The 26,201-nt window shown below is 55.9% G+C and carries 36 protein-coding genes; 21 read left to right on the top strand and 15 right to left on the bottom strand.

The features are described 5' to 3' along the window. Positions 1-30 precede the first annotated feature (30 nt). Together CL1_RS01300 and CL1_RS01295 are read left to right on the top strand one after the other, a co-directional pair. Positions 31-609: a metallophosphoesterase family protein gene (locus CL1_RS01300; RefSeq protein ID WP_014788111.1), complete on the top strand. Its 579-nt coding sequence runs from the start codon at positions 31-33 to the stop codon at positions 607-609. Continuing rightward, the gene (locus CL1_RS01295; RefSeq protein WP_014788110.1) at positions 609-1,583 is read left to right on the top strand and encodes a hypothetical protein; all 975 of its coding nucleotides are present in this window, start codon (positions 609-611) and stop codon (positions 1,581-1,583) included. The genes CL1_RS01300 and CL1_RS01295 overlap by 1 nt, the downstream gene beginning before the upstream one ends. On the opposite strand, the gene CL1_RS01290 is transcribed toward CL1_RS01295, so the two are convergent. The 3 genes from CL1_RS01290 to argF all read right to left on the bottom strand — a co-directional run bounded on the left by CL1_RS01290 (position 1,580) and on the right by argF (position 5,085). Beyond that, the gene (locus tag CL1_RS01290; protein WP_014788109.1) at positions 1,580-2,509 is read right to left on the bottom strand and encodes an NOL1/NOP2/sun family putative RNA methylase; all 930 of its coding nucleotides are present in this window, start codon (positions 2,507-2,509) and stop codon (positions 1,580-1,582) included. The two genes, CL1_RS01295 and CL1_RS01290, sit on opposite strands and share 4 nt — an antisense overlap. A gap of 190 nt (positions 2,510-2,699) precedes the next feature. Continuing rightward, the gene (locus tag CL1_RS01285; protein WP_048151713.1) at positions 2,700-4,049 is read right to left on the bottom strand and encodes an ATP-binding protein; all 1,350 of its coding nucleotides are present in this window, start codon (positions 4,047-4,049) and stop codon (positions 2,700-2,702) included. Positions 4,050-4,137: 88 nt separating this feature from the next. Then, positions 4,138-5,085, bottom strand: a complete 948-nt coding sequence (argF, locus tag CL1_RS01280; RefSeq protein ID WP_048151711.1) for an ornithine carbamoyltransferase — start codon at positions 5,083-5,085, stop codon at positions 4,138-4,140. Positions 5,086-5,319: 234 nt separating this feature from the next. On the opposite strand from argF, the gene CL1_RS01275 reads away from it, so the two are divergent. From CL1_RS01275 to CL1_RS01260, 4 genes are all read left to right on the top strand, one after another. Then, positions 5,320-5,847, top strand: a complete 528-nt coding sequence (locus CL1_RS01275; protein ID WP_014788106.1) for a DUF996 domain-containing protein — start codon at positions 5,320-5,322, stop codon at positions 5,845-5,847. Between the two features lie 68 nt (positions 5,848-5,915). Then, positions 5,916-6,461: a DUF996 domain-containing protein gene (locus CL1_RS01270; RefSeq protein WP_014788105.1), complete on the top strand. Its 546-nt coding sequence runs from the start codon at positions 5,916-5,918 to the stop codon at positions 6,459-6,461. Positions 6,462-6,537: 76 nt separating this feature from the next. After that, on the top strand, positions 6,538-7,290 hold the full coding sequence (gene thyX, locus CL1_RS01265) for an FAD-dependent thymidylate synthase (protein ID WP_014788104.1): 753 nt from the start codon (positions 6,538-6,540) through the stop codon (positions 7,288-7,290). A gap of 46 nt (positions 7,291-7,336) precedes the next feature. Continuing rightward, positions 7,337-8,032, top strand: coding sequence for a hypothetical protein (locus CL1_RS01260; RefSeq protein ID WP_014788103.1), 696 nt, complete (start codon positions 7,337-7,339; stop codon positions 8,030-8,032). On the opposite strand, the gene CL1_RS01255 is transcribed toward CL1_RS01260, so the two are convergent. After that, positions 8,019-8,528 carry an HIT family protein gene (locus CL1_RS01255; RefSeq protein WP_014788102.1) on the bottom strand — a complete coding sequence of 170 codons (510 nt, stop codon included), beginning with the start codon at positions 8,526-8,528 and terminating at the stop codon, positions 8,019-8,021. The genes CL1_RS01260 and CL1_RS01255 overlap by 14 nt on opposite strands. A gap of 119 nt (positions 8,529-8,647) precedes the next feature. On the opposite strand from CL1_RS01255, the gene CL1_RS01250 reads away from it, so the two are divergent. Beyond that, positions 8,648-9,883 carry a 2,3-bisphosphoglycerate-independent phosphoglycerate mutase gene (locus CL1_RS01250; RefSeq protein ID WP_014788101.1) on the top strand — a complete coding sequence of 412 codons (1,236 nt, stop codon included), beginning with the start codon at positions 8,648-8,650 and terminating at the stop codon, positions 9,881-9,883. Here CL1_RS01250 and CL1_RS01245 read toward each other — a convergent pair. After that, on the bottom strand, positions 9,880-10,170 hold the full coding sequence (locus tag CL1_RS01245; RefSeq protein ID WP_014788100.1) for a hypothetical protein: 291 nt from the start codon (positions 10,168-10,170) through the stop codon (positions 9,880-9,882). The two genes, CL1_RS01250 and CL1_RS01245, sit on opposite strands and share 4 nt — an antisense overlap. Positions 10,171-10,285: 115 nt before the next feature. Between CL1_RS01245 and CL1_RS01240 the strand changes: the two genes are divergently transcribed. From CL1_RS01240 to CL1_RS01205, 9 genes are all read left to right on the top strand, one after another. After that, the gene (locus CL1_RS01240) at positions 10,286-11,089 is read left to right on the top strand and encodes a DUF2202 domain-containing protein (RefSeq protein ID WP_014788099.1); all 804 of its coding nucleotides are present in this window, start codon (positions 10,286-10,288) and stop codon (positions 11,087-11,089) included. Between the two features lie 46 nt (positions 11,090-11,135). Next, on the top strand, positions 11,136-11,441 hold the full coding sequence (locus CL1_RS01235) for a hypothetical protein (protein ID WP_014788098.1): 306 nt from the start codon (positions 11,136-11,138) through the stop codon (positions 11,439-11,441). 2 nt (positions 11,442-11,443) lie between these two features. Next, a complete protein-coding gene (locus CL1_RS10715; protein WP_187287171.1) occupies positions 11,444-11,617 on the top strand; it encodes a hypothetical protein in 174 nt (57 codons plus the stop codon). 54 nt (positions 11,618-11,671) lie between these two features. Further along, the gene (locus CL1_RS01230; RefSeq protein ID WP_014788097.1) at positions 11,672-12,310 is read left to right on the top strand and encodes a translation initiation factor IF-2 N-terminal domain-containing protein; all 639 of its coding nucleotides are present in this window, start codon (positions 11,672-11,674) and stop codon (positions 12,308-12,310) included. Continuing rightward, the gene (locus CL1_RS01225; protein WP_014788096.1) at positions 12,307-13,005 is read left to right on the top strand and encodes a DUF2202 domain-containing protein; all 699 of its coding nucleotides are present in this window, start codon (positions 12,307-12,309) and stop codon (positions 13,003-13,005) included. The genes CL1_RS01230 and CL1_RS01225 overlap by 4 nt, the downstream gene beginning before the upstream one ends. 78 nt (positions 13,006-13,083) lie before the next feature. Continuing rightward, positions 13,084-13,380 carry an ArsR/SmtB family transcription factor gene (locus CL1_RS01220; RefSeq protein WP_014788095.1) on the top strand — a complete coding sequence of 99 codons (297 nt, stop codon included), beginning with the start codon at positions 13,084-13,086 and terminating at the stop codon, positions 13,378-13,380. A gap of 3 nt (positions 13,381-13,383) precedes the next feature. Next, on the top strand, positions 13,384-13,593 hold the full coding sequence (locus CL1_RS01215; RefSeq protein ID WP_014788094.1) for a hypothetical protein: 210 nt from the start codon (positions 13,384-13,386) through the stop codon (positions 13,591-13,593). Positions 13,594-13,676: 83 nt separating this feature from the next. Further along, the gene (locus tag CL1_RS01210; RefSeq protein ID WP_014788093.1) at positions 13,677-14,504 is read left to right on the top strand and encodes an aldo/keto reductase; all 828 of its coding nucleotides are present in this window, start codon (positions 13,677-13,679) and stop codon (positions 14,502-14,504) included. Beyond that, positions 14,504-16,360 (top strand): aldehyde ferredoxin oxidoreductase family protein, encoded by a 1,857-nt coding sequence (locus tag CL1_RS01205; RefSeq protein WP_014788092.1) that lies wholly within the window; start codon positions 14,504-14,506, stop codon positions 16,358-16,360. The genes CL1_RS01210 and CL1_RS01205 overlap by 1 nt, the downstream gene beginning before the upstream one ends. On the opposite strand, the gene CL1_RS01200 is transcribed toward CL1_RS01205, so the two are convergent. The 10 genes from CL1_RS01200 to CL1_RS01150 form a co-directional block, all read right to left on the bottom strand. Continuing rightward, positions 16,305-16,853, bottom strand: coding sequence for a hypothetical protein (locus tag CL1_RS01200; RefSeq protein ID WP_014788091.1), 549 nt, complete (start codon positions 16,851-16,853; stop codon positions 16,305-16,307). The genes CL1_RS01205 and CL1_RS01200 overlap by 56 nt on opposite strands. A 49-nt stretch (positions 16,854-16,902) precedes the next feature. Next, positions 16,903-17,628 carry a tRNA-binding protein gene (locus CL1_RS01195; RefSeq protein WP_048151698.1) on the bottom strand — a complete coding sequence of 242 codons (726 nt, stop codon included), beginning with the start codon at positions 17,626-17,628 and terminating at the stop codon, positions 16,903-16,905. Positions 17,629-18,720: 1,092 nt separating this feature from the next. Continuing rightward, positions 18,721-19,047 (bottom strand): hypothetical protein, encoded by a 327-nt coding sequence (locus CL1_RS01185; protein WP_014788088.1) that lies wholly within the window; start codon positions 19,045-19,047, stop codon positions 18,721-18,723. Continuing rightward, on the bottom strand, positions 19,047-20,030 hold the full coding sequence (locus CL1_RS01180; protein ID WP_014788087.1) for a DHH family phosphoesterase: 984 nt from the start codon (positions 20,028-20,030) through the stop codon (positions 19,047-19,049). Before CL1_RS01180 ends, CL1_RS01185 begins: the two co-directional genes overlap by 1 nt. After that, positions 20,008-20,340, bottom strand: coding sequence for a DUF3194 domain-containing protein (locus CL1_RS01175; RefSeq protein WP_014788086.1), 333 nt, complete (start codon positions 20,338-20,340; stop codon positions 20,008-20,010). Before CL1_RS01175 ends, CL1_RS01180 begins: the two co-directional genes overlap by 23 nt. Positions 20,341-20,370: 30 nt before the next feature. Beyond that, complete coding sequence (locus tag CL1_RS01170) at positions 20,371-20,721, bottom strand: prefoldin subunit beta (RefSeq protein WP_014788085.1); 351 nt, start codon at positions 20,719-20,721, stop codon at positions 20,371-20,373. A gap of 63 nt (positions 20,722-20,784) precedes the next feature. After that, positions 20,785-21,042 (bottom strand): KEOPS complex subunit Pcc1, encoded by a 258-nt coding sequence (pcc1, locus tag CL1_RS01165; RefSeq protein WP_014788084.1) that lies wholly within the window; start codon positions 21,040-21,042, stop codon positions 20,785-20,787. After that, positions 21,006-21,647, bottom strand: coding sequence for a ribosomal biogenesis protein (locus tag CL1_RS01160; protein ID WP_048151690.1), 642 nt, complete (start codon positions 21,645-21,647; stop codon positions 21,006-21,008). The genes pcc1 and CL1_RS01160 overlap by 37 nt, the downstream gene beginning before the upstream one ends. Before the next feature lie 53 nt (positions 21,648-21,700). Next, complete coding sequence (locus CL1_RS01155; protein WP_014788082.1) at positions 21,701-21,850, bottom strand: DNA-directed RNA polymerase subunit P; 150 nt, start codon at positions 21,848-21,850, stop codon at positions 21,701-21,703. Between the two features lie 34 nt (positions 21,851-21,884). Continuing rightward, positions 21,885-22,145: a 50S ribosomal protein L37ae gene (locus CL1_RS01150; RefSeq protein WP_014788081.1), complete on the bottom strand. Its 261-nt coding sequence runs from the start codon at positions 22,143-22,145 to the stop codon at positions 21,885-21,887. Positions 22,146-22,646: 501 nt separating this feature from the next. Here CL1_RS01150 and CL1_RS01145 point away from each other — a divergent pair. The 5 genes from CL1_RS01145 (at position 22,647) to CL1_RS01125 (ending at position 26,154) form a co-directional block, all read left to right on the top strand. Beyond that, positions 22,647-23,147 (top strand): hypothetical protein, encoded by a 501-nt coding sequence (locus CL1_RS01145; RefSeq protein ID WP_014788080.1) that lies wholly within the window; start codon positions 22,647-22,649, stop codon positions 23,145-23,147. Between the two features lie 59 nt (positions 23,148-23,206). Next, positions 23,207-23,467 carry a hypothetical protein gene (locus tag CL1_RS01140; RefSeq protein ID WP_014788079.1) on the top strand — a complete coding sequence of 87 codons (261 nt, stop codon included), beginning with the start codon at positions 23,207-23,209 and terminating at the stop codon, positions 23,465-23,467. Between the two features lie 4 nt (positions 23,468-23,471). Further along, positions 23,472-24,233: a 7-carboxy-7-deazaguanine synthase QueE gene (locus CL1_RS01135; protein WP_014788078.1), complete on the top strand. Its 762-nt coding sequence runs from the start codon at positions 23,472-23,474 to the stop codon at positions 24,231-24,233. Positions 24,234-24,242: 9 nt separating this feature from the next. Beyond that, positions 24,243-24,683, top strand: coding sequence for a hypothetical protein (locus CL1_RS01130; RefSeq protein WP_014788077.1), 441 nt, complete (start codon positions 24,243-24,245; stop codon positions 24,681-24,683). Between the two features lie 148 nt (positions 24,684-24,831). Further along, a complete protein-coding gene (locus CL1_RS01125; protein WP_014788076.1) occupies positions 24,832-26,154 on the top strand; it encodes a RuvB-like helicase in 1,323 nt (440 codons plus the stop codon). Positions 26,155-26,201: the final 47 nt, after the last annotated feature.

Raw genomic sequence — 26,201 nt, 5'->3', positions numbered from 1 at the left:
TATATATAAGCCCTGCCCCAACTTATTTCAATGCCGATAAGACTCCCCCTCTTCAGGAAGAAGGTGCTCGACCTGCTCGCCTCCTCTGACGAGACCAAGGTGATGCACGTCAGCGACACACCGGAGAGCGTCTACCGCTTCATCGGTGAGGTTATTGAGAAAACCCAGCCGGATCACATAGTTCACACCGGCGATCTGGCGGACAACATAAAGCTGGAGAGGAGGCCGGAATTAAAGCCCCTCTACATCGGGGCCGTCCGAAAGCTGGCTAGGGTTCTCAAGTCCTCGGGCGCAAAGCTTTACGTCGTTCCGGGAAACGAGGACGATTACGAAACCGTCAATGAGTTCTTTGGCGAATCCGTGGTCGATCCTGGAACCGTCGTCGAGATAGAGGGGACAAAGCTTGCCCTCGGTCACACGTGGAAGGACGTCGTGAACCTCAATGCCGACTTCAGACTCTACGGCCACAACTTCAAGCTCATTGAGAGGGGCCTGAATGGTGTTCTCGGCGTCAATTTCATTCTTCTTCCGAGCAGGAGGACGTACCGTGTGAAGTACCCTGGCGGGACGGACTTTGACAGGGGATACAAAATGTGGAGGGGGCTGTGATGAGGATACTCCGCTTCGGTCCCTCGATCCTCTTCCTCAGGACTCCCCACGCGGAAGCCGTCCGCGGAGCCCTGGCGGAGATGTTTGGAGTGGAGGAGATGCCAACCGACGAGGCCATAAAGATGAGCAGTGAGTTCGAGACGATAGTCTTCGTTACTGAGGAGTGGAAGAAGGAAACGATTCCACCGGAGACGGCTTTTCTTATCGGCTTCCACGCCCCGGTCGTCCTGAGCGGAATAATCAACGCGGGCCTGCCGGTTGAGAAGGTTCACGTCGAGAGCACGCTGATCTTCATAAGGGTACCCAGCAGGGTGGAGGAGGGCCTGAAGCTTCTCTCCGAAAAGTACGGCGGAGTGATAATGGATATACGAACCGCCCTCGATGAGGGCGAGACCGGGGACACGATAATCGGCGTGACCCGGAAGAAGCTCAACTCTCCGATCGGGCCGGAGGACATCGATGGTGCCGTCCTCGTCCGCAGGGACTTCCTGAGCGTCTACCGCGAGCTGAGCATCGACCTTCCCGTTCTGCTTCTTAAGCTGATGCCCGAGTGGAACGAGATTACGATTAAAATCTACGACACTGACAAGCGCTATGAGGAGAACATAGAGCGTCTCATGATGGTGATCGAGGACCTCGACCTCGGTTTCGTCGTCGGCGAGGGCTGGGACTGGGACTACCCGCGGCCCTTCATGCGCGTTCCCGTCTACAAGCTCAAGCTCCTGACGTGGGAGGACCCGGTGCGCGTCAAGTTCCTCCTGAAGGGGCTGGAGTACAGGGGCTACAAGCGCCTCTGCGACATCGACGTCTTCGTAGAGGGCAAGAAGATTCACTGGACGTCCCTCGGGAAGTACGACTCAAAGTTCGAGCTGGCCAAGGCCGCCCGTGAGGAGCTGGAGAAGAATCTCAGCGGGGACGTCCTGGAGAGACTGCACAGGATAGAGGAAGTCCTAGTAAGTGAAGCCAGGGATTAGAGCTTTTTAATCTTCGCCACGAAGAAGCCGCTCGTGCCGTGTCTGTCCGGGTAGAAGCGCCTCGCCTTTTTGATTTCTTCACTCAGCTCAACGCCGAAGGGCTTCGTTAAAGCCGGCTCGCCGTGGCGGAGGGGCAGGAGCTCAACGTCGAAGTTATCAAGAACCCACTGGATTACGAACTCGTTCTCCTCCGGCTCGAGGGAGCACGTGGAGTAGACGAGAACCCCTCCCCTTTTCAGGACTTCGAGGGCCTTCTCGATGAGCTTCATCTGCAGTCCCTGGCAGAACTTGACGTCGTCCATCGTCCTGTTTGCCTTTCGCTCGGGGTTCTTGTGTATCGTCCCGGAGCCGGTGCAGGGGGCATCGAGAAGAATTTTATCGAATTCGACGCCGAGTTCATCTATGTGGAGCGAGGATTTGTGGAAGAGCACGGCGTTGGTGACGCCGAGGCGGGAGAGGTTCAGGCGCGTCTCTTTGAGCCTCTCCTCGCCGACGTCGAAGGCGTAGATTATGCCCCTGTTCTCCATCAGCTGGGCCATGTGGCTCGTCTTCCCACCTGGGGCGGCGGCCATGTCCGCGACGGTTTCACCGGGTCCGGGTTCAAGGGCGACGGGCGGATACATCGAGCTCGCCTCCTGAATGTAGAGCAGTCCGCTCAGGTATTCGGGGGTCGAGGTTATCGAGAACGGCTCGCGCGTGAGACAGAAACCTTCCCTGGCCCAGGGGACGCGCCTGAACTGGAAGCCCTTCTTATTGAGGAGCTTGGTGAGCCTTGGAACCTCGATGCGGAGCGTGTTCACGCGGAAACACCTTGGCAGGGGCCTCTCCATCGCCTCCGCTATCGCTAAGGCTCTCTCGCCCCAGAGCTCGTAATAGCGCTCCGCGAAGGTCTTTGAGTAGCCGAGGGAAAACAACCTTTCAAGCATGATGGGGAGTAGGGAGAGGGGTTTAAAATACTTCGTTTTGTGAAAGCCAATTTTCACAAAACGGCCATTTTATGAAAGTGCACTTTCATAGATTGCACCATTTATGAAAACCGGCTTTCACAACGGGGGGTTTGAGTGGTGTGTGGCCACATCTGACATTGAGTATGGGAGGTATTCCACCCCCCAAGCATCACGTTTTGAAGTCCTCCAAATCCCAAACCTGCCAGCCCTCCGCTCTCAACTCTGCCTTCTCCTCAACGTCCTTCACCACAAGACCGTAGCTTTTCTCCCAATCATCGAGACCGACGAGCTTACTCTTTCTCTTCAGGTCTTTGAGAATCCCCCGCGCTTTCCTCTCGCTCAGGTCTTTCCACTTGACCTCCACGAACAGAACCCTTTTCTCACGCTCGTTCAGGGCGACGAGGTCAATCTCCTCACCCTTGTGCCACCAGCGGCCGAATCTGGTATAAGTGGGGATCTCCTGCCCTTTAATCAGCCGAATTATGAACTCTCTTGCCACTTTCTCGAAGGTTTTCCCGAGGTACGCGTTGAAATTCCTGCGGAAGTCCTCTATCGCCGGCTCCGGGTTCAATGCCTCTATCTCCTCGTAGTGGGGGCTGACGAAGCGGTAGTAGAACCTGAAGTACTCGTCTTCAATGACGTAGATTCCCCTCTTGGCGGTTTTCTTGGTCACGGGTGTCTCCCTCTTCACGATGCCGAGGTCGGACAGAACCCGCAGGTAAGCCGGCAGGTCCTTCGGCTCCATCATAACATAGCTCGCTATCTCACTTAATCGCGTCTTCCCTAGGGCTATCGCTTCTATTATCTGGCCGTAGGTCGTTGGGCTTCTCAGCTCCTCCATCAGAAGAAGCCTCCCTTCGTTGAAGAGGAACGCCGTTGGTTCGAAGAAGTTCTGGATTATCTCCTCATCGCTTCCCTCCCGTATCAGCTCCATGTACCTCGGAACACCCCATGTGACACCGTAGATGCGAACGAGTTTTTCAAAGTCTCCCCCGTACCACTCCACCATGTCGAAAAAGCGGAACGGCTTTACCTTCATTATCCCCCCTGCCCTCCCATACAGGGGGGCCTTGTAACTCAAAACCTCTCGTTCCATCATTCCAACGCTTGAACCTGAAAGAACGAGCATAATCTCGGAATTCTCAAGCGTTAAGTCCACTATGCGCTGAAACACAGAGACTATTGGCTTGTATGCTTCAATGAGGTAGGGAAACTCGTCGATTACCACCACGAGCTTTCCTTGCTTCACCAGAAATTCAAAGGCTTCCCCAAAATCTTTGAACTTTAGGGGCAGATTGAACAGTTTGCTGACCTCTACAGAAAACCTCTCAACGTCCTTCTCATAGCCCCTCTGTGAGCATAGGAAGTAGATGCCCCATTTGTCCTCAAGAAACTTTCTGAGGAGTGCCGTCTTGCCAACCCGCCTCCTCCCGTAGACGATGAACAGATTCACACCCTTTTGATACGCCTTTTCGAGTGCCTCAAGTTCCCCTTTCCTGTCCACGAATTTACGGATCATGATTATAATAAACACGATTCGAATATTTAAGACTTCCGGGGGCATTTTGAAATATCTCGCCCAGCAACAGAAAAGGAAAGAAAGGCCCTCAAACCTTTATCCCACCCATGACGAGGGCCATAACAGCTTTCTGAGCGTGCAAGCGGTTCTCGGCCTCGTCGAAGACGACGCTGTTCGGTGAGTCGACGACGTCATCGGTGACCTCCTCGCCGCGGTGGGCCGGGAGGCAGTGCATGAAGATGTAGTCAGGCTTCGCGTGCTTGACGAGCTCCCTGTTCACCTGGAACGGCTGGAATATCTTCCTCCTCTCCTCGGCCTCGGCCTCCTGTCCCATCGAGGCCCAGACGTCGGTGTAGATGACGTCTGCATCTTTGACGGCCTTGACCGGGTCGTGCAGGAGCTCGAAGCTTCCGCCGCTCTCGGCCGCGTTCTGCTCGGCCCACTTGATGACGCGCTTGTCCGGCTCGTAGCCCTCGGGCGTGGCAACGACGACGTTCGCTCCAAGCTTGGTTCCGGCTATCATGAGGGAGTGGGCGACGTTGTTTCCATCTCCAACGTAGACTATCTTAAGCCCCTGAATCCTGCCCTTCTTCTCGAGTATGGTCTGATAATCCGCTAAAGCCTGGCACGGGTGGGAGAAGTCCGAGAGGCCGTTGATGACCGGGACGCTCGCGTACTTGGCGAGGTCCTCAACGTCCTTGTGGTCAAAAACTCTCGCCATTATTCCGTCCACGTACCTGCTGAGGACGCGGGCGGTATCTGCTATCGTCTCACCGCGCCTGAGCTGAAGGTCGTTGGCGTTGAGGTAGAGACCGTAGCCTCCGAGCTGGTATATGCCGACCTCGAAGGATATCCTCGTCCTGGTTGAGGGCTTCTGGAAGATCATGGCGAGGGTTTTTCCCTCAAGAACACGGTGCGGCTTGCCGATTTTGTTCCAAATCTTCATCATCTCGGCCGTCTTGAGAATGGTCTCAATCTCCTCCCTCGTGAAGTCCTGAAGGCAGAGAACGTCCCTTCCGGCGAGGCTAACCACCATGTGCATCACCGTTCAGAGCTGGACGGCGAATTTAATAACCCTTTCGTCGGATAAACCTGTACTCAGCTGAAATCTTTTGAGGGTCCAGGGGTGCTTACTTTCCAAACGTAATGCCTGCGCTTCATCTTCCCGGGACTTCAGGTATTTCCGGGTAAACGCTTCGTGATTTTGTTGGAGGGCGTGAAAAACTTTTTATAATATAAATGTCGCATTCAGTTTTGAGGTGAATTTTCCATGACAGATTTGAAAAATGCCAAACTCCTTGGTGGCATAGGTGCTATCCTGACCGTCGTCGGTATTGGCTTCATAGGCTTTATCCTGAAGCTCCTGGCGGTCAAGAACATCGCCGAGGCCACCGGGAGGGAGGAGATATTCAGTAAGTACCTCTGGGCCGCTATTCTGGCCATAATAGCTAGCCTTGTCTGGTTTGGGACGATATTCGGCTCGATTATGGGCATGAACAGCTCCCCCGAGATGGGCCTGGGAATGATGGGCATCGGGGGACTCGTGGCGGCGCTGCTTATGATAGCAGGAATGTGGTTTCTGAAGCAGAGTTATGACATGATCTCCGAAGAGACCGGCGTTAAGACCTTCCACACGGTCGGCCTGCTCTACATCGTCGGCGCCGTGCTGTCGATAATCGTGATAGGCCTCCTCCTCATCGTGGTTGCGGCGATACTCGAGATAATAGCCTTCTTCTCGCTCCCTGACTCAGTGGAGCAGGAGAGCGGGCCCCTTGAGGTTCCTGAAGAGGTTTATTGAACCTCTTTCAATTATGTTCATGAGGCAACGTTTATAACCTTCAATGTCCACTATCTATGGTGAGTCAGATGGCCAGTCTAAAAACCGCAAGGACATGGGGTGGATTCGGGGCAGTTCTCAGCATGTTCTACTTTACCTACTTCCTGGGCTTCATCATGAAGCTCTTTGCAGTCAAGGAGATATCGGTGTACCTCAAGAAGGAGCAGGTTATGAAGGACTACTTGTGGGCAGCTATGCTGAACATCATCGGAAACCTGATAATGCTCGGGGCATTCTACAGCGCCTGGGACCAGATGCAGGACGTCATCGGCAACCCCGAGGAGATCAACGCCATATTCAGGAGCCTCAACTGGTGGTTCTTCCTCGGCGCGCTCATAATGCTCATAGGCGTCTGGTTCCTGAGGAGGAGCTACGACACGATAGCGTCCGAGACGGGCGTCAAGACCTTCAGCACCGCGGGGCTCCTTTACCTCTGGGGAACGGTGTTCATATTCTTCTTTATAGGCTACCTGCTGATTGTCGCAGCGGCGGTTCTCGAGGCCATGGCGTTCTTTGGGCTTCCCGAGGAGCTTCCAGAGGGGTCAGAAGAGGTGCAGAGCGATTCTGCCCAGTGAAGTCTCGTTTCAATTTTCCTTATTCTCTGGAAGTAAACCTAATAAACTAGGAACTCTTTCTCCTCCGGTGGCGGTCATGGGCAGTGGAATCAAGGTCAGGCTCGTCAATTATACGAAAAAACCCCTGGAAACTGTCACTTGGTCAGCGCTTATAAGCTACTGGGACGGCTGGGAGAGCGAGACCTTCGAGAGAATTGCCGAGAAGGACGTCGAGATGCACCTGCCGAGGGTTCTCGGCTACGGCCACGAGTCAATCTTGGAGCACGCGGTTCTGACGTTCTCAATTGAGGGCTGTTCTCGCGTGTGTTCCCATCAGCTCGTGCGACACAGGATAGCGAGTTACACCCAGCAGAGCCAGCGTTATATCAAGCTCAACGCTGACGACGTTGAGGAAACCTTCATAATCCCTGAGAGCGTGAAGAAAAGGCCTGAGATCTATGAGAAGTGGAAGGAGCTGATGAGAAATGCGATAGAGCTATACGAGGAAAGCTATAAGGCAGGTGTCCATCAGGAAGATGCGCGTTTCATTCTGCCCCAGGCGGTGAGAACTAAGCTTGTCGTGACGATGAACCTCCGTGAACTCAAGCACTTCTTTGGCCTCCGTGCCTGCGAACGGGCGCAGTGGGAGATTCGCGAGGTCGCCTGGAAGATGCTGGAGGAGATAGCTAAAAACGACGACCTGAGGCCCATAATTAAGTGGGCAAGGCTCGGGCCCAGATGCGTCCAGCTGGGCTACTGTCCCGAGGGAGAGCTGATGCCTCCTGGCTGCTGGAAGAGAACCCGGGAAAAGTGGAAATCCCTCGTGGAGAGTTCCAAACCAACGGTTTAGGAAACCCTTTTTATGCCTTCCTCCAATAATCCTCCGGTGGATAGAGATGAAAACAAAGAGCTGGGAGATTGAACTTCCCTACCCCTGGGAGAGCCTGCAGGTAGTCCTCAGCGAGCCCGAGAAAACCCTCCCTTTCTTCCCGTACTTCGAAAGCATCAGCGGGACGAAGGTTCGCTTTAAAGTGCCCCGCTTCATCTTCAACTTCGGCTACGAGTTTGACCTGGCCGTTGGGTTTCAGGAGGGGCGCGCTGTTTACACCTTCACTGGGGACAAGGGAATACTGACGATAACTTTTGAGATGGAGGGGAAAAGGCTAAGGGTAACCGCGAGCTGGGCTGGATTTGGAGAGGCGTTCATGGGGAAACCCTTGGAGAACTTTGCCAGAGGTATAGCCGAGGCGATAAGGGACTTCTGCAGCGCGCAGGCCAGCTGTCCCGTTGCCAAGATATCCGGAAACGAAGGCGTAGTGGAGCACATAACACCAGAAACCGCCCCTGCCCTGATAAAGAGAGTTTCCTGGGAGTTGGAAGGGAGGGACTTCCTTCTGGAGGGCAAGGCCGAGGACGGTACCCGTCTGTCCGCGGAGGTCAGGGGAGGAAAGCTCGTCAGGCTGGTGGTGGAGGATCCCTCCGGCAGAAGGAGCGTCATAGAGTCGGACGTCCCAGTTCTGGAGCTCGATGGGGAGGTGTTCAGGGGACTCCCCCTCGAAAAAAGGTTTGAGATAAAGGTCAGGGAGCTTTAGCCGCCCCCTCACCGGTTATTTCATCTATTGCCCTCTTAAGCTCGTCGTAGGCTTCTTCCAGTGACTCCGGGATAACCTTGGTGTCCGCTATCACCGGCATGAAGTTGGTGTCTCCGTTCCAGCGCGGGACGATGTGGAGGTGCACGTGGTCGTCTATTCCAGCGCCGGCGACCCTACCGAGGTTCACGCCAAGGTTGAAGCCGTGAGGACTCATAACCTTCTTTATGGCCCTGATCATCAGCTGGGTGAGCTTCATTATCTCGAGGAGTTCCTCCTCCGTGAGTTCCTCCCAGTTGGCGACGTGCCGGTAGGGAGCCACCATGACGTGGCCGGGGTTGTACGGGTAGTTGTTCATTATCACGAAGCTGTACTTCCCGCGGTAGAGAATCAGCCTCTCCCTGTCCCTGTTCTCCCGCGGGAAGTCGCAGAATATACAACCGTCGTGCTTGGGTGAGCGTATGTACTCGATTCTCCACGGTGCCCAGAGGACCTTCATCTTCTCACCTCAGGATAGGGGAAACGGGGCAGGTTAAAAGCTTTTTCGAATGCCCAACGCCCAAAGCCGCCCAACAAAGCTTTTTAACCTCCACCCTCTACTCACCCCGGGTGATAGGTATGAAGAAGAGGAAGGGACTTCTTATAATCCTAGACGGCCTCGGCGACAGGCCGATAGAGGAGTTCGGGGGGAAGACCCCGCTGGAGTACGCAGACACCCCGAACATGGACAGGCTCGCTAAGATAGGAATCCTCGGCCAGCAGGACCCGATAAAGCCCGGACAGCCTGCCGGGAGTGACACAGCTCACCTGAGCATCTTCGGCTACGATCCGTACGAGGTCTACCGCGGCAGGGGCTACCTCGAGGCGATGGGAGTGGGCCTTGACCTGAGTGAGGACGACCTAGCTTTCCGCGTGAACTTTGCGACCATAGAGAACGGAGTCATCACCGACAGGAGAGCTGGCAGAATAAGCACCGAAGAGGCCCACGAGCTTGCGAAGGCAGTTCAGGAGAACGTTAAGCTCCCGGTTGATTTCATCTTCGTTGGCGCCACCGGCCACAGGGCAGTTCTTGTGCTCAAAGGCATGGCTTCCGGTTATCGCGTCGGGGAGAACGATCCCCACGAGGCCGGAAAACCACCGCACAAGTTCACCTGGGAGGACGAAGAGAGCAGGAAAGTTGCCGAAATCCTTGAGGAGTTCGTCCAGAAGGCCCACGAGGTTCTTGAAAAGCACCCGGTCAATGAGAAGCGCAGGAAGGAGGGCAAGCAGGTAGCTAACTACCTGCTCATTCGCGGTGCTGGGACCTACCCCGGAATCCCGATGAAGTTTACCGAGCAGTGGAAAGTTAAGGCCGCTGCCGTTATAGCCGTCTCTCTCGTCAAAGGAGTCGCGAGGGCGATAGGTTTCGACGTGTATACTCCAGAGGGCGCGACTGGGGAATACAACACCGATGAGATGGCCAAGGCAAGGAAAGTAATCGAGCTTTTGAATGACTACGACTTCGTCTTCCTCCACTTCAAGCCGACAGATGCAGCAGGTCACGACAACAATCCAAGGCTCAAGGCAGAGATGATCGAGAAGGCGGACAGAATGATAGGCTACATCATCGATCACATCAACCTTGAGGACGTTGTCATAGCGATAACGGGCGACCACTCAACGCCATGTGAGGTCATGAACCACAGTGGCGATCCTGTTCCGGTTCTCATAGCTGGCGGGGGAATCAGGACAGACTACACCGAGAGCTTTGGTGAGCGCGAGTGCATGCGCGGTGGCCTCGGAAGGATCAAGGGCCACGATATCGTGCCCATTATGATGGATCTGATGAACAGGAGTGAGAAGTTCGGGGCCTAAGTTGGTCCGCCCTTAGTTCCTTTTTTCTCCATGATGTAGATGAACATCAGGAGGAGGGTCAGGGCAAAGACCCATATCACCGGGGCGTAGAGGCCCGCGTCGATTCTGCCCTGCCTCAGTAGAAGTGCCAGTATTCCAACGATTATGAGGTATGCGCCCACCTCTATTGTAAAAATCATTGAAATCTTATCCCTCTGTGCCAGCCTTTTGCTCCTGAGTTCCACAATCAGGTAAACGATCCCCATGGCAATCGCTAGATATGAAGCGATTTCTCCCCCTGAGATCATTACACCCACCAGGCGTATACTAGACATTCGGCTTAAAAAGGGTTCTCAACCGAAAAATTTATAAAGCCAGCACACATATGTAATATTGAACTTACACATGGAGGAGGTTGAGAACATGAGAAAAATGTGGTTTGGACTTGGGCTTATTGCCCTGTTGATAGGAATGTCCCTGGGGGCGGTCTCGGCGTGGCGTGGACAGCCAGGACCGAACCCATACACCCAACAGGGCGCCGTCCAGACGGCCCCGATGATCAACAGCACGCTCACGAGCTACTACTCTGACCTGAGCCAGGAAGAGATAGATGGGCTGCTCTACATGCGAGAGGAGGAGAAGCTCGCCAGAGACGTCTACCTGACGCTCTACGAGATCTATGGGCTCCAGATATTCTACAACATAGCCCAGAGCGAGCAGACTCACACCGATACCGTGCTGAGCCTGATAGAGAAGTACAACCTGACAGATCCTGCCAGCGACGAGATTGGGGTCTTCACCAACCCCGACCTTCAGGCCCTCTACGACCAGCTGGTTGAGATGGGGAGCCAGAGCGTCGTTGATGCCCTCAAGGTTGGCGCGCTGATAGAGGAGACCGACATCGTCGATCTCCAGGAGAGGATAGCCCAGACCGACAATGAGGACATTAAGCAGGTCTACGAGAGCCTCATGGCCGGCAGCGAGAACCACCTCAGGGCCTTCGTGAGCCAGCTTGAGGCCTACGGCGTGACCTACGAGCCCCAGGTCGTCAGCGAGGACTACTACCAGAGCGTCATAAACTCCGCTCCCGCCCACGGTTTTGGGGGCCCGATGTGGACAACCCAGCCCGCGCAGGATACTGGGATAGTCACCGGCATAATGAACGCATTCAGGCACGCCTGGGGCTGGATGAACGGACTCGCCCAGAGGGTTGGTATACCCATCTGACGTTTTTCCTTTCTAACTTTCTCTAACTTTTCGGGAGGCGAACCTTATGGAAGTCAAGTCCCGGGTCTGGCACTTCGTTGAGTATGGTGAGTTTCCGCTCGAGGAGATAGACGTTGAAGAGGTAAGGGAAGATGCCCTGACCCTGCTCGGACGCGTTAAGGTGGAGCGCTACGAGACTTCGAAGGGAACGGTGCTCAAGCTGCTCGACGAGTACGGCAACTACATCGGCAAGGTGGTCGGCTGTGAGCTCTCCAGTGTCACCATAGGAAGCGCCTATCAGACGCCCTTCGGAGTCAAGGTCACCCTGGACTGTGGGGATAAAATCGTCGGCTGGCTCTACCTGGGGGTGTGAAGATGCCGAGGGGATTCGGTCCTGCACTGGGCCCCATGCACGGAAGGCGCGGCTGGGGATTCGGCTGGTGGGGCCTCGGGATATTTGCCGTCTTCATCATGTTCGCAAAACTTGCATTCCTCCTGCTCCCGTTCCTGCTCCTGGGAGCGTTGCTGTATGCAATAATGAAGAGATGAGGTGATTGAGATGAAAAAGAACTGCAACTTTAAATGCCCACCGGAGGTGGGAGAATGAGAGCCTCGGCCCTCGTCAGGGGTGTCATCGACCTCCTGCTGACGGTCGTGTTCGCTATTGTGCTGGTGACCGGAATAGGACTGTACCTTGCACCCAGCGGCAGAATCGCCGATACCATCGGCTGGACCTTCCTGGGCATGGACAAGGACACACTCACCAACGTTCACACCTACTTCGGCTTCGCCATGGCGGGCTTGGTGTCAATACACCTGGCAATAGGCCTGAAGAGCATGTGGGTGATGCTGAAGTCAGCTTTCAGGGGATCCAGGTTCAAGGTGGCCGCGGCCTTCGTGATTCCACTGCTCCTGCTCGCCGCTGGCTACCAGGCCTTTGCAACGTACGTCGTGGAGGAAGAGGAGGAGAGCACCGACTACACTTACGAGGACTATTCCTACGAGGACAACACCACTGTGTACATAACGGGCACGATGATGAAGTACTACACCTTTGAGCAGCTCGCCCAGGAGTTCAACGTCCCGGTTACTGATCTGCTGGAACAGCTAAAGGAGCGTGGGATAGAAGCTAGCGCCAACGACACCCTAGCCGAAATAGAGTATGAATATGACCTTGACAGGGAGGAGTTCAAGGCGATGCTCGAGGAGATAATAACCGAGCTGAGGGGTGAAGAGGGGTGAAGAAGCTGGGCATCCTGGTAGCTGGCCTGCTCCTACTCGCGGTATTGGGTGCTGGTTGTATAACGGGAGACTCAACGATGGAAACTACGACGGTTTCCCCCAGCGGAGGACCTCCCGAGGACAGGGGGTACGGTGGAATTCCTGGGGAAGGCTACTCGGAAGTTCCCAACGTCTCGGCGATGCCCTATCAAGAGCTGAGCCAAGACGAAATTGACGCCATACTCTACATGCGAGAGGAGGAGAAGCTCGCCAGAGACGTCTACCTCGTGCTGTACAATAAGACTGGACTTCCGGTGTTCCAGAACATAGCGAAGAGCGAACAGACCCACATGGATATGGTGCTCTCGCTCATAGAGAAGTACAACCTCACCGACCCGGTGGAGGGAATGGGGGTCGGGGAGTTCAAAAGTACCGAGATGCAAAACCTCTACGAAGAGCTGGTCTCCAAGGGAAGTGTGAACGAGGTTGAGGCCCTCAAGGTCGGCGCGCTGATAGAGGAGATAGACATCAAGGACCTTGAGGAGTGGCTGAAGAGAACCGACAACGAGGACGTAAAGGCGGTCTTCGAGAGCCTCATGGCCGGCAGCGAGAACCACCTCAGGGCCTTCACGAGGCTGCTAGAGAACCGGTACGACGTAACCTATTCCCCCCAGGTTCTGAGCCAGGAGGAGTACCTCAGCATAGTGGGCCGCTGAGACCGGAAACCTTTTTATCCCTTCCTTTCCTGATTTTTATTTGGTGCTTCAATTATACAGTGGTCAAGAGTGATAGCCATGGTACAGACGATCGAGGAGCTCGTTAAGGTGGGCGAAGCCCTCGGCAATCCTGTAAGGGTCAGGATACTCAAGATGCTCTGCGAAAAGGAGTGGTACGTCTACGAGCTGGCCAAGAAGCTTGGCATATCACGACAGCTCCTTTACCTCCACCTCAAGAAGCTCGAAAAGGCCGGGCTGGTGGAAAGCGAGCTCCGCCTCGAGCCTGGCGACCCGAGGGCGAAGAAATACTACCGCGCGAAGCAGTTCAGGATAGTCATCGACAACGAGCTGTTGAAGAAGCTGGAGGAGGTGTAATAAATGCCGTGGGGAGGTGAGCCAATGACAACCCCGAGCGGGTGGATAAGCATAATCCTGGGCCTGATAATCCTCGTCGTGCTCATATTCGCGTTCTACCAGGTGAACAAGACCCTGGGCGAGTTCAAGGTCGAGCTCGAGAAGCTGAAGAGCGCCCTTGAAGAGACGAGGAGGAACACCGAGGAGGTTAAGAAAAAGCTTGAGGAAGTCTGATTCCCCACTTTTGTACCCCACATTTTAGCGTTCAGACAGAAACTTTAAAAGAGGTTAAGCGCTTCTGTTTATTAGGTGATAGCTTGAGCGCTTTTAGGGACTTGAAGGTTGTCGGCGATGATAGGGTAACGGCCATAGGTCTGGGAACTTGGGGGATTGGTGGCTACGAGAGCCCTGACTACTCCCGAGACGATGAGAGCGTCGAGGTTCTGAGGCACGGCCTTGAGCTGGGGATCAACCTCATCGACACGGCCGAGTTCTACGGGGCAGGCCATTCCGAGGAGCTCGTCGGGAGGGCAATCAGGGGCTTCGACAGGGAGGAGCTCTTCATAGTCAGCAAGGTCTGGCCGAGCCACTTCGGTTACAGTCAAGCCAAGAGGGCCGCGAGGGCGAGTGCAAAGAGGCTCGGCACCTACATTGACCTCTACCTCCTCCACTGGCCCGGGGATAGCTGGAGGAAAATAGAGGAGACGCTCCACGCGCTGGAGGAGCTGGTCGATGAGGGTCTGATAAGGTACATCGGTGTGAGCAACTTCGACCTTGAGCTACTCAGACGCTCTCAGGAGGCAATGAGGAGGTACGAGATAGTCGCCAACGAGGTGAAGTATTCCCTGAAAGACCGCTGGCCCGAGACGAGCGGTCTGCTCGACTACATGAAGCGGGAGAAGATTGCACTCATAGCCTACACGCCCCTTGAAAAGGGCTCGCTCGCAAGGAACCCCTGCCTGGCGGAGATAGGTAGAAAGTACGGTAAAACAGCTTCTCAGGTTGCGCTCAACTACCTCATCTGGGAGGAGAACGTTATTGCAATTCCCAAGGCAGGACGAAAGGAGCACGTCGAGGAAAACGCCGGGGCGATGGGCTGGAGGCTGAGTAAGGAAGACAGGGAGAAAGCGAGGGGGTGCGTCTGATGTTTGCCTACCACAACAAAATAGCGCGGGTAAATCTGACAACTGGAAAGGTTACCTACGAGGAACTCCCCGATGATGTCACAAGGAAGTTCATCGGCGGGAAGGGCCTCGGCTACTACCTGATCTACCGCGAGGTTCCGCCGGGAACCGACCCGCTGAGCGAGGCGAACAAGTTTGTCTTCGCCCCCGGGGGATTGACCGGCCTCATTCCTGGCTCAAGCAAGGTCATAGCGGTGAGCAAGAGTCCCGAGACGCGCCTGATAAGCGACTCCAGCGGCGGGGACGCCTTCGGGCCCAAGCTCAAGGGCCACTTCGATGCGCTGGTCATAGAGGGAAAGGCCGAGGAGCCGGTTTACCTCCACGTTCACGACGGGGAGGTCGAGATCAGGGACGCGAAGCATCTCTGGGGGAAGGGCAACTACGAGGTTGCCGGGGAGCTGTGGAAAGAATATCCTAAGGCGAGCATAGCCTCGATAGGCCCCGCCGGCGAAAAGCTGAGCAGGATAGCCAACGTTATCTACGACACCGAGAGGGCCAGCGGCAGGGGCGGTCTCGGCGCCGTTCTCGGGAGCAAGAAGGTCAAAGCTGTTGTCGTCGAGCCGGGTGAAAAGCCCGGGGTTGCGGAGCCGGAGGAGTTCCAGAGGCTCTGGCGGGAGTTCTACGACCACTTCGCCACAGACCCCAAGTACGAGCACAGCAGGAACTACGGCACGAGCGATGGCCTGAGGAGCTCAGCTTCCCTCGGAATGAGCCCGGCCTACAACTTCTCGAGGCCCCACATACCGGACGAGCTTGCGAGCAAACTGGCTGGAGACGAGGTCAAGAAGTACGAGGTTGAGCCGGAGTGGTTCGTCCACGGCAAGAGCTGTCCGATAAAGTGCGCCCGTTACGTCGAGGTGGAATACAGGGGAAGAAAAATCCGCGTCAAGCCCGAGTACGAGAGCATAGCCATGCTCGGAGCAGCAACCGGAGTGTTCAACTTTCCAGCCGTTGCGTACTTCAACTGGCTGGTGAACGACCTCGGGCTGGACAGCATAGCTACCGGTAACACCATCGGCTGGCTCTTCGAGATGGTAGAGCGCGGTCTCGTCGGGAAGGAGGAGATAGGCTTCCCCGTTAAAGGCTGGGGCGACGAGGAGGCCGAGGAGAGGCTCATAAGGCTGATGGCCGAGAGGAAGGGCATCGGCGCGGTTCTGGCGGACGGTGTGAAGAGGGCCTGCGAGCGCCTGGGTAGAGGTTGTGAGTTCGCGGTACACGTCAAGGGCATGGAAAGCCCCGCCTGGGACCCGCGCGGAAGGAGAACCTACGCTTTAAGCTACGCCACGGCAGACGTCGGAGCGAGCCACCTCCGTGGCTGGCCGAGGCCCCACCAGCTCCCCAACCAGGGGCCTGCGAAGGAGCTGGTGCCCTCGCTCATCGAGGCGAGGGACGAGAGCTACATCACCGACATGCTCGGAACCTGCAAGTTCGTGTCCTACAAGATGGAAGACCTGGCCAGGTTCTACTCCCTCGCGACGGGCGAGGAGTGGACAGTGGAGGAGCTTAGAAAAAGGGCCTGGGCGGTTGAGAGCATCGCGCGCATACACGACGCCCTCGACTGGGTCACGCCGCCGCTCGACGATGTAATTCCGCCGCGCTGGTGGGAGCCGGAGCCGGACGGGCCGGCGGAGGGCAACAAAGCTTTCACTGACCACAACGACTTCCTTGAGGCTAGGAGGGAGTTCTACAGGCTCAGGGGCTGGCACGAGGAGCTTGGCGTTCCATTGCCGGAGACGATGGAGGAGCTCGGTTATGGGGAGTTCAGGGGAGATGCGGAGAGGGCACTGGAGGTCGTGAGGAAGAGGGTGGGAGTTTAGCCTTCTTTATCCTCTCTTCAACCTTTATTATGGCTGGAACAACGCATGTTCCATTGACATCTCTTGCGGTCCAGTTTTCGTTATAGGCGCTTTTCACGACTGAATTACAGTCGGAGACTTTCCCGCCGTGCTCCATGAAGAAGTGAATATAACTCTCCCTCACGCTTTCGTTCGCCAGAATTAGTCTCACACTTTCGTTTTCTAAATCAACAGACACCAAATAAGTTTCGTTCGAGCGGTTTACCAGACCTTCCGCCTTCACCACCGTGCAGTTTGGACATTCGCCCCTTACCCAGAGGGTGGTGTATAGTGGAGCAATCTCCACGTGGATTCCATACTCTTCCTCCAGCAGTCCCTGAATCTGAAAGTACGCGGAGAGAATCGGAGAAACCCTCTCCGGTTCGGAATCTCCTCTTGAATGAAGCGCCCAGAGGAGGGATAGCACCATCACCAGTATGAGCATGGACGAGATGAATTTTCTCACATTTATCACGTTACTATCTCAAGCCAAAAAGTTAAAAATTTTTTGATTGCGTAAAAAATCACCCCTTCAGAAACGCCTCCACGAGGTTTCTCGTCTCGTTGAAGGCCTCCAGGGGGACACCCTTTGGCAGACCACCTATTTCTCCTTTCACGTCCTTGAGGACGCCTTCGCCAGCGCCAAGGAACATGCCCTCACTGACTATTCCGCGGAAGTTGGCCGGTGGGAGCAGAGCGACGGCCACGCGGTTGCCCTCCTTGACGGTCAGGTCGTTCGTAACAACGGTAATGGCTCTGTCGCCGATGTTCACGTTGGTGACGAGAAGCCTGTCGGCGTTCGGGTGCTTGCCAACGCTCATGACTTCACCTACCTTGATGTCCACCGCTATGACCGGGTCGTTTATCTTCCCGAGGGCGAGGCGCTTGTCAAGACCAAGGATGGTGTTGAGGAAGAAGCGGACCTTCGCAACCTGCTCCTCGACCTTCTCGCGCTCGCTCTTGTCTGCCAGGCTGATGAACTTGTGGTGCCAGTCCTCCCCGCCGAGAGCCTCGATTATACCGTTGGCCTTTTCCTTCAAAGCTTTCATCTGAGGGGTCTCAATCAGCTCCTTCGGCTCCACGTAGCTGTACCTCATCGCCTGTATCTCGGGAATCATCTCCTTCGCCAGTTGAATCGCTCCCTTCTTGTTCCACTTCCCCTTGAACTTCGCGCCCTCCACCGTCTTCAGGAACAGCTCCACCGATTTCTCCGCCACCAGTAAGCGGTAATCCTTGCTCGTGTCCCACATAGCTCTCACCCTCCAGTGCCTCTAAAACGCGGTTCTTAACGCTTTCGTCCCGTATACCCTCGGCTATCGAACGGGCTCTAGTCCTATCGCCCCAGCGAGCGTAGGCCAAGGCCACCTCTCCAAGGAGCTCCGAGGCGATTCTATCGTCCCTGATGACGCCGGCCAGAACCAGCGGCTCCTCCAGGAAGCCTATGCGCAGGAAGCGTCTTGCTATTCCCCCCAGCTCTCTATCGGTAGGTCTGAACTTGCCGACGAGAACTATCTCAAGGGCGTCGTCAAAGACCCTCCTCCCGAGCCTGGGCTGCTCGTGGAGGAAAAGCCAGTATGCCAGCTCAAACATGGCTATAGCTCTTCCCTCCAGCGGGAGGAAGCGCATCATCGAGATTGCGAGCTCGACTTCTCCCATCTCAAGGAGCTCCTCCACCGCGGCCTTGCCCCTCTTCAGAACGTTTCTGATGAGCCTCATTTTGTCTTCGATGTATCTCGCCTGGAGTTTGAAGAATATTGAGGCGTAAACGTCCCTGGCCAGCCCGTAGAACTCCAGCGCCATCTCATTGGGTATCTCGTCGGCGCTCTTCTCAATTAGCCGGGCGACCTTTATGAGCGATGACGTTGCCGCAGATGATAGTCCCCGAGAAGCCTGGAGCAGCTCAACGGCCCCCCTGAACAGCTCCAGTCCGTCCCTGTAACGGTCGGAAAGGACGAGGTTCCTCGCTATTCCCGCCAGAACCTCTCCCCGGACCCTCGGCGAGTCTATGCTCCTCGCTATGACAATAGCGTTCTCTAAGTACGTCTCGGCGTCCCGATCCCTGTCAAGCGTGTAGAGCGCCCTTCCGAGGATTGAATATGCCAGGGCCCTCTCGGGTGCCCCACCTGTGGATTCCAGGGCATCGAGCATATGGCTCAGAACCTCGTCCCGCGGGAAGGCCGTCAGGACTTCTGTTAAGGCTATAAGGCGTTTTATTGGGTCTGTTATTTCCAACGCGCTTTTGAGGGCGCCCCGGTAGTCGCCCTTCGACACGTAAAGCTCAACGGCCTCCACGAGAACCACCAGCCGGTAGAAATAGGGGGCGAAAGTAAAAAAGGCTATCGCTACCCTTTAACCTTTTTATCCCACTGTTCGAGCATCGTGTCCAAGGCGAGAAGGCTGTTGAGCCTCAGGCGGACCTTCTTGTTCTCCCAGTCTATGGAGCCTTTAAACTCGTTGAGCAGTGCAAACACCTTCTCCGCTTCCCTCGTCGGCAGATTTTTCCCGTAGAACTCCTCGCCGCAGTGAGGGCACCTGAAGACAAAGGACTCGAAGGTCGCCATGAACCGTTCACGGTCCTTGAAAAGTCCCTCGGCGTCCTCAATGACGAGCATCTGCTCGATCAGCTCCCCCCAGTCAAGGGCCGTTCCGCAGAGCGGGCACTTCGCCATCAGTCCACCTCCCTGAGGAACTTCTCAATCTCCTTAAGGATTAGCTTTATCGCCTTATCAAGGTTGGCCTTACCGTTTGCCCCGGCCGCTCCCGCGTGTCCACCACCTGAGCCCTCTATCACCGGTCCGACCTTTTCCATGATTTTACCGAGGTGAAGGCCCTTCTTGACGAGACTCTCCTTTGCCCTCGCCGAAATCCTCACTCCCTTCTTCTCACTCCCCACAACCGCTATATCGGCCCCGAGCTGGAGGAAGACCTTGCAGGCGAGCGACTCGTAGGCGGAAACCTTCGAGACGGCAATGATGTACCTCCTGAACTTCCTTATCTCCATTCTCTGGCAGGCCTTTAGGACCGCCATGCGCTTTGCTTGGTCGATGTTCTCGTCGCTGGCAGGGGCTACAAGCTGGAAAATCTCACCCATCTGAACCGGGAAGCGCTCCAGCATCTCACTTACCGCTTTGAAGGTCCTCGCGTTGGCGAAGCGGAAGTTGGCGGTGTCGGTGACTATTCCCGCCAGGAGGGCTTTAACGGCGGTCTCGTCGTAGAAGCCGAAGTATTTGAACAGCTCCCAGACTATCTCGGCAGTTGAGGTGCGCGATGAATCAACGACCGCTATGTCAGCTCTAATCGGTCTCTCCTTCTCGATGTGGTGGTCGATGAGAACGACGAACTTCCCGCGCGGGATTTCAATCGGCTCGAGCTGTTCGAGGGAGGAGGTATCGAAGATTACAACCACATCTTCTTTAACCGCCGGGTTCTTCTCAACGGGAACGGGGGAGAACGCTAAAAGCCGCTTGGCGTAGGAGGAGACGCTCTGGGCGACGCCTATTCTAATCCTCTCGACCCCGATTGATTTGAGGTAGAGGGCGAAGGCTATCGCCGAGCCGAGGGAGTCGGGGTCGGCGTTGTGGTGGCAGAGAAGCAGGAAGGACCTGTCCCTTGAGCCTTCAAGGAAGCGTTTAAGTTTGAGTTTTCCCTTCATTGGCAATCTCCCTCAGCTTCCTCTCAACGGCCTCGTAGGCCCTCTCGACGGCCTCCTCTATCAGCCCATCGACGTCCACCCTGACGAAGACCGGAACCTCCAGGTAAACCTCCATCTCAAGGTCGAGCGTTTCTTCGCGGTTTATCCTCATCGTCACCTCGATGTCCTTCACGTCGCTCCGGTTGAGGGTGTCGAAGACGTGCTTTATCACAGTCTCCTGGGCGATCTCGCCTATCTCCATCAGCTGCTCCTCGCTCAGCTTCGGCAGACCGATGTGGATAACCCTCCTTCCGCTGCTTCCCTCGTCCATCGCTCTCACCCCGAAGGAAAAGAGAAGAGGTCAGCCCGCGGTGGGCCTGAGGGCGGACTGTATCTGAGCGGTGAGTTCCTTGAGCTTCTCGTTGAGCTTCTTCTCCTGCCTCTCGAGGGCGTTGAGCCTGACCTCCAGCGTCTCGACCTTCTCCTTCAGCTCCTCGACGGCCTTGCCCTTCTCGGTCCTGACGATGAGCGTTCCGACGGTCTTGTATATGGTAGCTCCATCATCGACCTTCTCGATCTCTTCGAGGGCCTTCTTTGCCTCGGTGAGCTCGAGCTGGACCTTCTGCTTCTGCTGAATGACGAGCTGGAGCTGCTGCTGGTAGCTCTCAAGCTGACCGAGCATGGCCTGAACCTGGGGCGGAATGTTCTGCATTAACAACACCTCCGTAATCGCGATGCCGGGTTAGAATAAGGGGCTGGCTTTAAATAGTTTCGGCTAAACTTCCAGGGAATCCATAGCCACCTTTATCCACCGGAGGTAGGAGTTCAGCGTTCCGCGCAGGGCCGAGTTGTCCCTGGCGAGAAAGCGGATTACTATCCTGTTCCCCTCGCGGAGGAACTCTATCCTGCTTCTCCGGTAAGGCACGCTCTCGTGCTCGTAGAGGACGCTTTCATAGATGACCCTGGCGACCTCTTCATCTGGAAAGGACAGCTCTATCACTCCTTCGATGGGCCAGTTTTCCTCTTCAGCCATGACGCCTCCTTGTAGTCCCATCTCCGCCCGTCCTCCATTATCCATATCTTGACGCTTATGAGAGGGCCGACGGCCTTCTCCCTGCTGACGTCCAGGCGGTAGAAGTTAATCGCCATTCCGCGCGGGTGCCTCTCGATGACGCTCAGGACGTTGGTGTTGTACCTGTCGGCTATGCCGAGGAGCGAGCGCTCCTTCCTCGGGACGAACACTCCACCGGTGAGTTCTGCAAAAACCTGGGCGAAGGCAACGTGGTCGAGGCCGACGCGCTTGGCTGTGGTCACCACGAGGGGCATCTCCTCCCGTATCGGCCTTACGTCCCTGAAACCGATCTCGCGCTGGAGCTTTATGCCGTGGAGGTAGAGGTAGCCGAGGTAGCCCCAGTCCTCGGGGTCGACCTTGATGAAGGTCATCTTAAGCGGGTTGCCCTTCCAGACGTTGATTATCAAGAGTCTCTCGTAGTTCCTATCGTAGGCCTCCATGAGCAAATCTTGTATCGTCTTCTTTCCCCTTGTCAGGTAGAGGGAGTTGGGGAACACCTTCTCCAGGTCGTGCCCGAAGCTCCTCGTTCTTCTGGTGGGTCTGTGGGAAGTCGTTATCAGCATCATGGTCCTCACTTAAAACCCGCTTTGGTCGATAAAAGGCTTTCGAAACGAAAGAATCAGATCGCCTTTACGCGCCTGGCCACCCTCGGCCTGGGCTTGTAGAGTATCTTGCTGCCGCAGTAGGGGCAGCGGACTTCCCTGGTGTTCTCGAGGTCGAGCTCGACCTCCCTTCCGCACTTCGCGCAGCGGTAAACGGCCATCACCATGTTTATCACCCTAAAACCAGGTAAAGGAAAGGAATCAGGCCTTGGAGGCCGTGACACGCTTGGCGACCTTTCCCGCCGGAGTGGTCGGCAGGTAGGCACCGCCGGCGAAGGTGGCACCGCACTTCTGGCACTGCCATATGCCTGTGCTTATCCTCCTGACGGCCTTCCTTCCGCAGACCGGGCAGACGTGCTTCTGCTTCATCTTGGCCTCAACGGCGGCCACTCTTCTTCTAATCTTGAGACCGTACCTTGGACCGAACCTTCCAGCGGAACCGACCTTGGTAGTCCTTCCCATGAGCATCACCCCTAATTACCAACCGATTTTCACGACTGGAGAGTGTTTCCGGGGACGTTTTATAAACCTTTGCCTGGAAACTTTGCCGGGCAAGGTTTCATAAAAGGGTGTGATTCCTCCCCGAGGCTCCTTTGAAAAGGGATTTCAACACCCAATTTAGTCCTTGGAAAGAGGATTCACTAGACGGAGTTTTTCCCACACGGGTTCCACTTAAACCGCGCTCCTACGGAGCGCTAAAAACTTGAACCCTTCCAAAAAAGCATTTCTATGAGAGAATCCACACTCAAAGATAACTCTCGAAGAAATCCACTCTTGATAGTCATTCCAAAAGGAATCACGAACCTTGATCAAACTTCGCGCAGGCGAAGTTTGTAAGGGGGGCATTTGAGCTGTCGCCCCCCTGGGGGTCCCGACGTCATCGCAACCCAATACTCGTCGGGCATTCGTCCCTATGCATAAAACCTTATAACAGTTGGCCCTACTCCCCCATAGGTGCAAGACATGGCAGGAACGATAAGCAAGATAATCCACTTCCATGATGAGGAGGAGTTCCTGGAGGATATGGACGCGGTGATGGAGCGCTTCTCCTACCTGGCGAGCAAGTACGGCCACAATCCCATAGAAGGCGTTCTCCTGTGGGACTATGTTGGAATCCGGGACGACGAGGGGATAAAGGTCTTCCGCGTCGGGGAGTTTCCCTACTTCGAGGGGACGTTGAAGCTTGACCTCGAAACGCTCCGCACGATGGAGCGCTACTTCGACGAGATGGAGAGCAGGTGGGACGAGCTGACGGTCGAGGAGATAAACTACTTCGTCGAGATGCTCAACGAGGCCCTCGGCGAGCAGCGCGTTTACTACGACGCCTACTCACTCGGCCTGGACAGAAACACGGCCTACATAATCCTCAACCTCGTCTCGCTCAACTACCTCGAGAGCGTTCTCGACGGAGGGGACAGGGAGATATTTGAGGAGGCCGTTGAACTGCTGATGCGGTACCTTTGAGCCTCCATTAACCATGCAATTACGCAATCACATAATTATGCAATTGTGGGGGTGGTCGCTTGCTCTTCAAGAAGAAGGGAACCTTCACCGAGGAGGACGCCAGGAAGGTCATCGAGTTTGCCAGTGCGAGGCCGGAGGAGGGGGAACTAATAGTCATGGCGGATAGGATCACAGATGAGGCGAAGAGAAGATTGTGGGATTACGCGAGGGCCGTCAAGCTGATGGCTGACCTGACGGGGGAGGAGCGCGAGGTTAGGGTCGAGATACTCGAGGGCTACGTGAGCGAGAAGATTAAAGGAATCGACGTGGAGGGGCTGTGAAAAGATGAAGCTGATAATGGCCGAGGTCTTTAACAGCTGGCAGGGTGAAGGGGGGAGCGTTGAAGGCTCAGCATTTGGCAGGAGGCAGATTTTCGTAAGGTTCGCCGGCTGCGACCTCGACTGTCTCTGGTGCGACTCCCGGGAGTACATCAACGCCTCCCGCGTTTTCCGCTGGCGCTCCGAGGTTGAACCCTTCACCGGGAAGTTCGAGTACAGGCCGAACCCCGCTTCACTCGATGAGGTCGTTGAAGCGATACTCCGCCTTGATACCGGCGATATACACTCGATAAGCTACACCGGGGGCGAGCCGACCCTTCAGGTGAAGCCTCTAAAGGCCCTCATGGAGGAGATGAGAAGCCTCGGCTTCGACAACTTTCTGGAGACGCACGGCGGCCTTCCGGAGCTGATCAAGGAGGTTGCCGATCTAACAGATTACGCGAGCGTGGACATAAAGGACGAGACGGCCAGGGCAACCGAAGACTGGCGCTCGTTGGTTCTCCGCGAGGTCGAGAGCATAAGGATCCTGAAGGAAGCCGGGGCCAAGGTTTACGCCAAGCTCGTCGTTACTTCCGAGACGAAGCCCGGGAACGTCCGCTGGTACGCGGAGCTCTTAAAAGGCCTGGCCCCCCTCGTCATTCAGCCGAGGGAGCCAATAGAGATAAACCAGGAAAAACTGATGAACCTTTATCGCGAGGCGGCTCTGGTTATGGGGAGAAAGAACGTCGGGCTGAGCTTTCAGGTTCACAAGTACCTCAACGTCCTCTGAGGTGGGAGCGTGAGGGGCGAGGTACTCATCGTGCTCTCCTTCTTCCTCGTGGCCCTCTCGGCGTATTTCCAGAATTCGGGCGGCGGATTATCCCTCGCGCTTCTCCTGGTGGCGTTCTTCGTGCTCCTCGCGGGGGTTCGGGAGCTTAACCGCTCAAGGCCATCGAAGCGCGCTGGAGACGCCCACCTAATTCTCGGCATTCTCCTGCCAATCCTGCTGTTCCTGAACTATGGAAACCCGCTCTACCTCCTGGCAGGGGCTTTCCTGATACCGGCCTTCTTCTGGAAATCCGAGAAGGCGGTTTTGCTGCTCGTTCCCGCGGGCCTACTGATGGGCTGGCTGGCGATGGGGGAGAACTCTTCCGTTGCAAGGTTCGTCGGTGCCTTCCTGATCGCGGTTTCCATCGTGGTCGGAACCGCCTCCCTGTACTTCTGGCTCAGGTACAGGTGAGTTTTTAAGCTCCCGACGAAACGGTCCATGGCGATGATGACATTGGCCTTTGGGGTGAACGATGCCCGGGATCGACGGCCTGAGCCTCCGTCAAATTTTTAAATCTCTCTCTTTTAGTAACCCCTGGAAAGATTAAGGGGGTGGTGTCATGCCGGTGATAGAGGAAGTGGCTCCCAGGAGCTTCGAGAGGGTCGGCATGCACTCCCACATAAGGGGCCTCGGTCTCGACGAGAACGGAAAGGCGAAGTTCATGGCCGACGGAATGGTCGGGCAGGTCAAGGCGAGGGAAGCGGCGGGGATAGCGGTCGAACTCATCAAGCGCGGCAAGCTCGCCGGCAAGGGAATCCTCCTCGTTGGTCCGACCGGGAGCGGTAAGACGGCAATAGCCATGGGCATAGCGAGGGAGCTCGGTGAAGATGTCCCCTTCGTCCAGATAGCGGGGAGCGAGATATACTCGGCCGAGGTCAAGAAGACCGAGTTCCTGAAGGAGGCCCTCAGGAGGGCGATTGGAGTTAGAATCAGCGAGGAGAGGAAGGTCTACGAGGGAGAGGTCAGGGAGATTAAAATCAACAGGACGAGACACCCCTTCAACCCCTACGTCGAAATCCCCGAGAGCGTCATCATAACCCTCCGCACAAAGGACGACGAGAAGACGATTAGGGCTGGCAGGGAGATAGCCTATCAGCTCATGGAGATGGGCGTCGAGGAGGGCGACGTTATACAGATAGACGCCGAGACGGGCAGGATTTCGAAGATAGGCACCACGAAGGAGGAAGAAGGCCTCTTCTTCAAGCGCAAGGTGAACCTCCCGAGCGGGCCGGTGCTCAAGATAAAGGAGTTCACCTACACCGTTACCCTCCACGACCTCGACGTTGCCAACGCCCGCGGTAACATCTTCGGACTGCTCTTTAGCACTGGCATGGAAATAAGCGACGAGATAAGGCAGCGCGTTGACGAGACCGTCAAGGGGTGGATAGAGGAGGGGAAGGCGACGCTCGTGCCGGGGGTGCTCTTCATAGACGAGTGCCACATGCTCGACATCGAGGCCTTCTCCTTCCTCGCGAGGGCGATGGAGAGCGAGCTGGCGCCGATTCTTATCCTCGCCACCAACAGGGGAAGGACAAAGATAAGGGGCACAGACATAGAGGCGCCGCACGGAATACCGATTGACATGCTCGACAGGCTTCTCATAATCAACACCGAGCCCTACAAGAAGGAGGAGATTCGGGAGATAGTTAAGATCCGCGCGAGGGAGGAGAAGATTGAAGTGAGCGAGGAGGCCATCGAGTACCTCGCGGAGCTCGGCGAGAAGACCAGCCTCCGCTACGCCGTCCAGCTCCTCGCCCCGGCGAGCGTCCTCGCGAGGGGCGGAAGGGTGGAGAGGGAGCACATCGAAAAGGCCAAGGACTACTTCGCCGACCTCAGGAGGAGCATGGAGTTCGTGGAGAAGCTGGAGGGCATGCTCAGCTGATTTTCCTCTTTCCACTCGTTTTTGGAGTAATACTTTTAAGTCTTGAC

This window comes from Thermococcus cleftensis (genome assembly GCF_000265525.1).
In the GTDB taxonomy this organism is placed as follows: domain Archaea; phylum Methanobacteriota_B; class Thermococci; order Thermococcales; family Thermococcaceae; genus Thermococcus; species Thermococcus cleftensis.
Note: the sequence above shows the minus strand (reverse complement) of the source record. Positions and strands in the feature narration are given on the sequence as shown.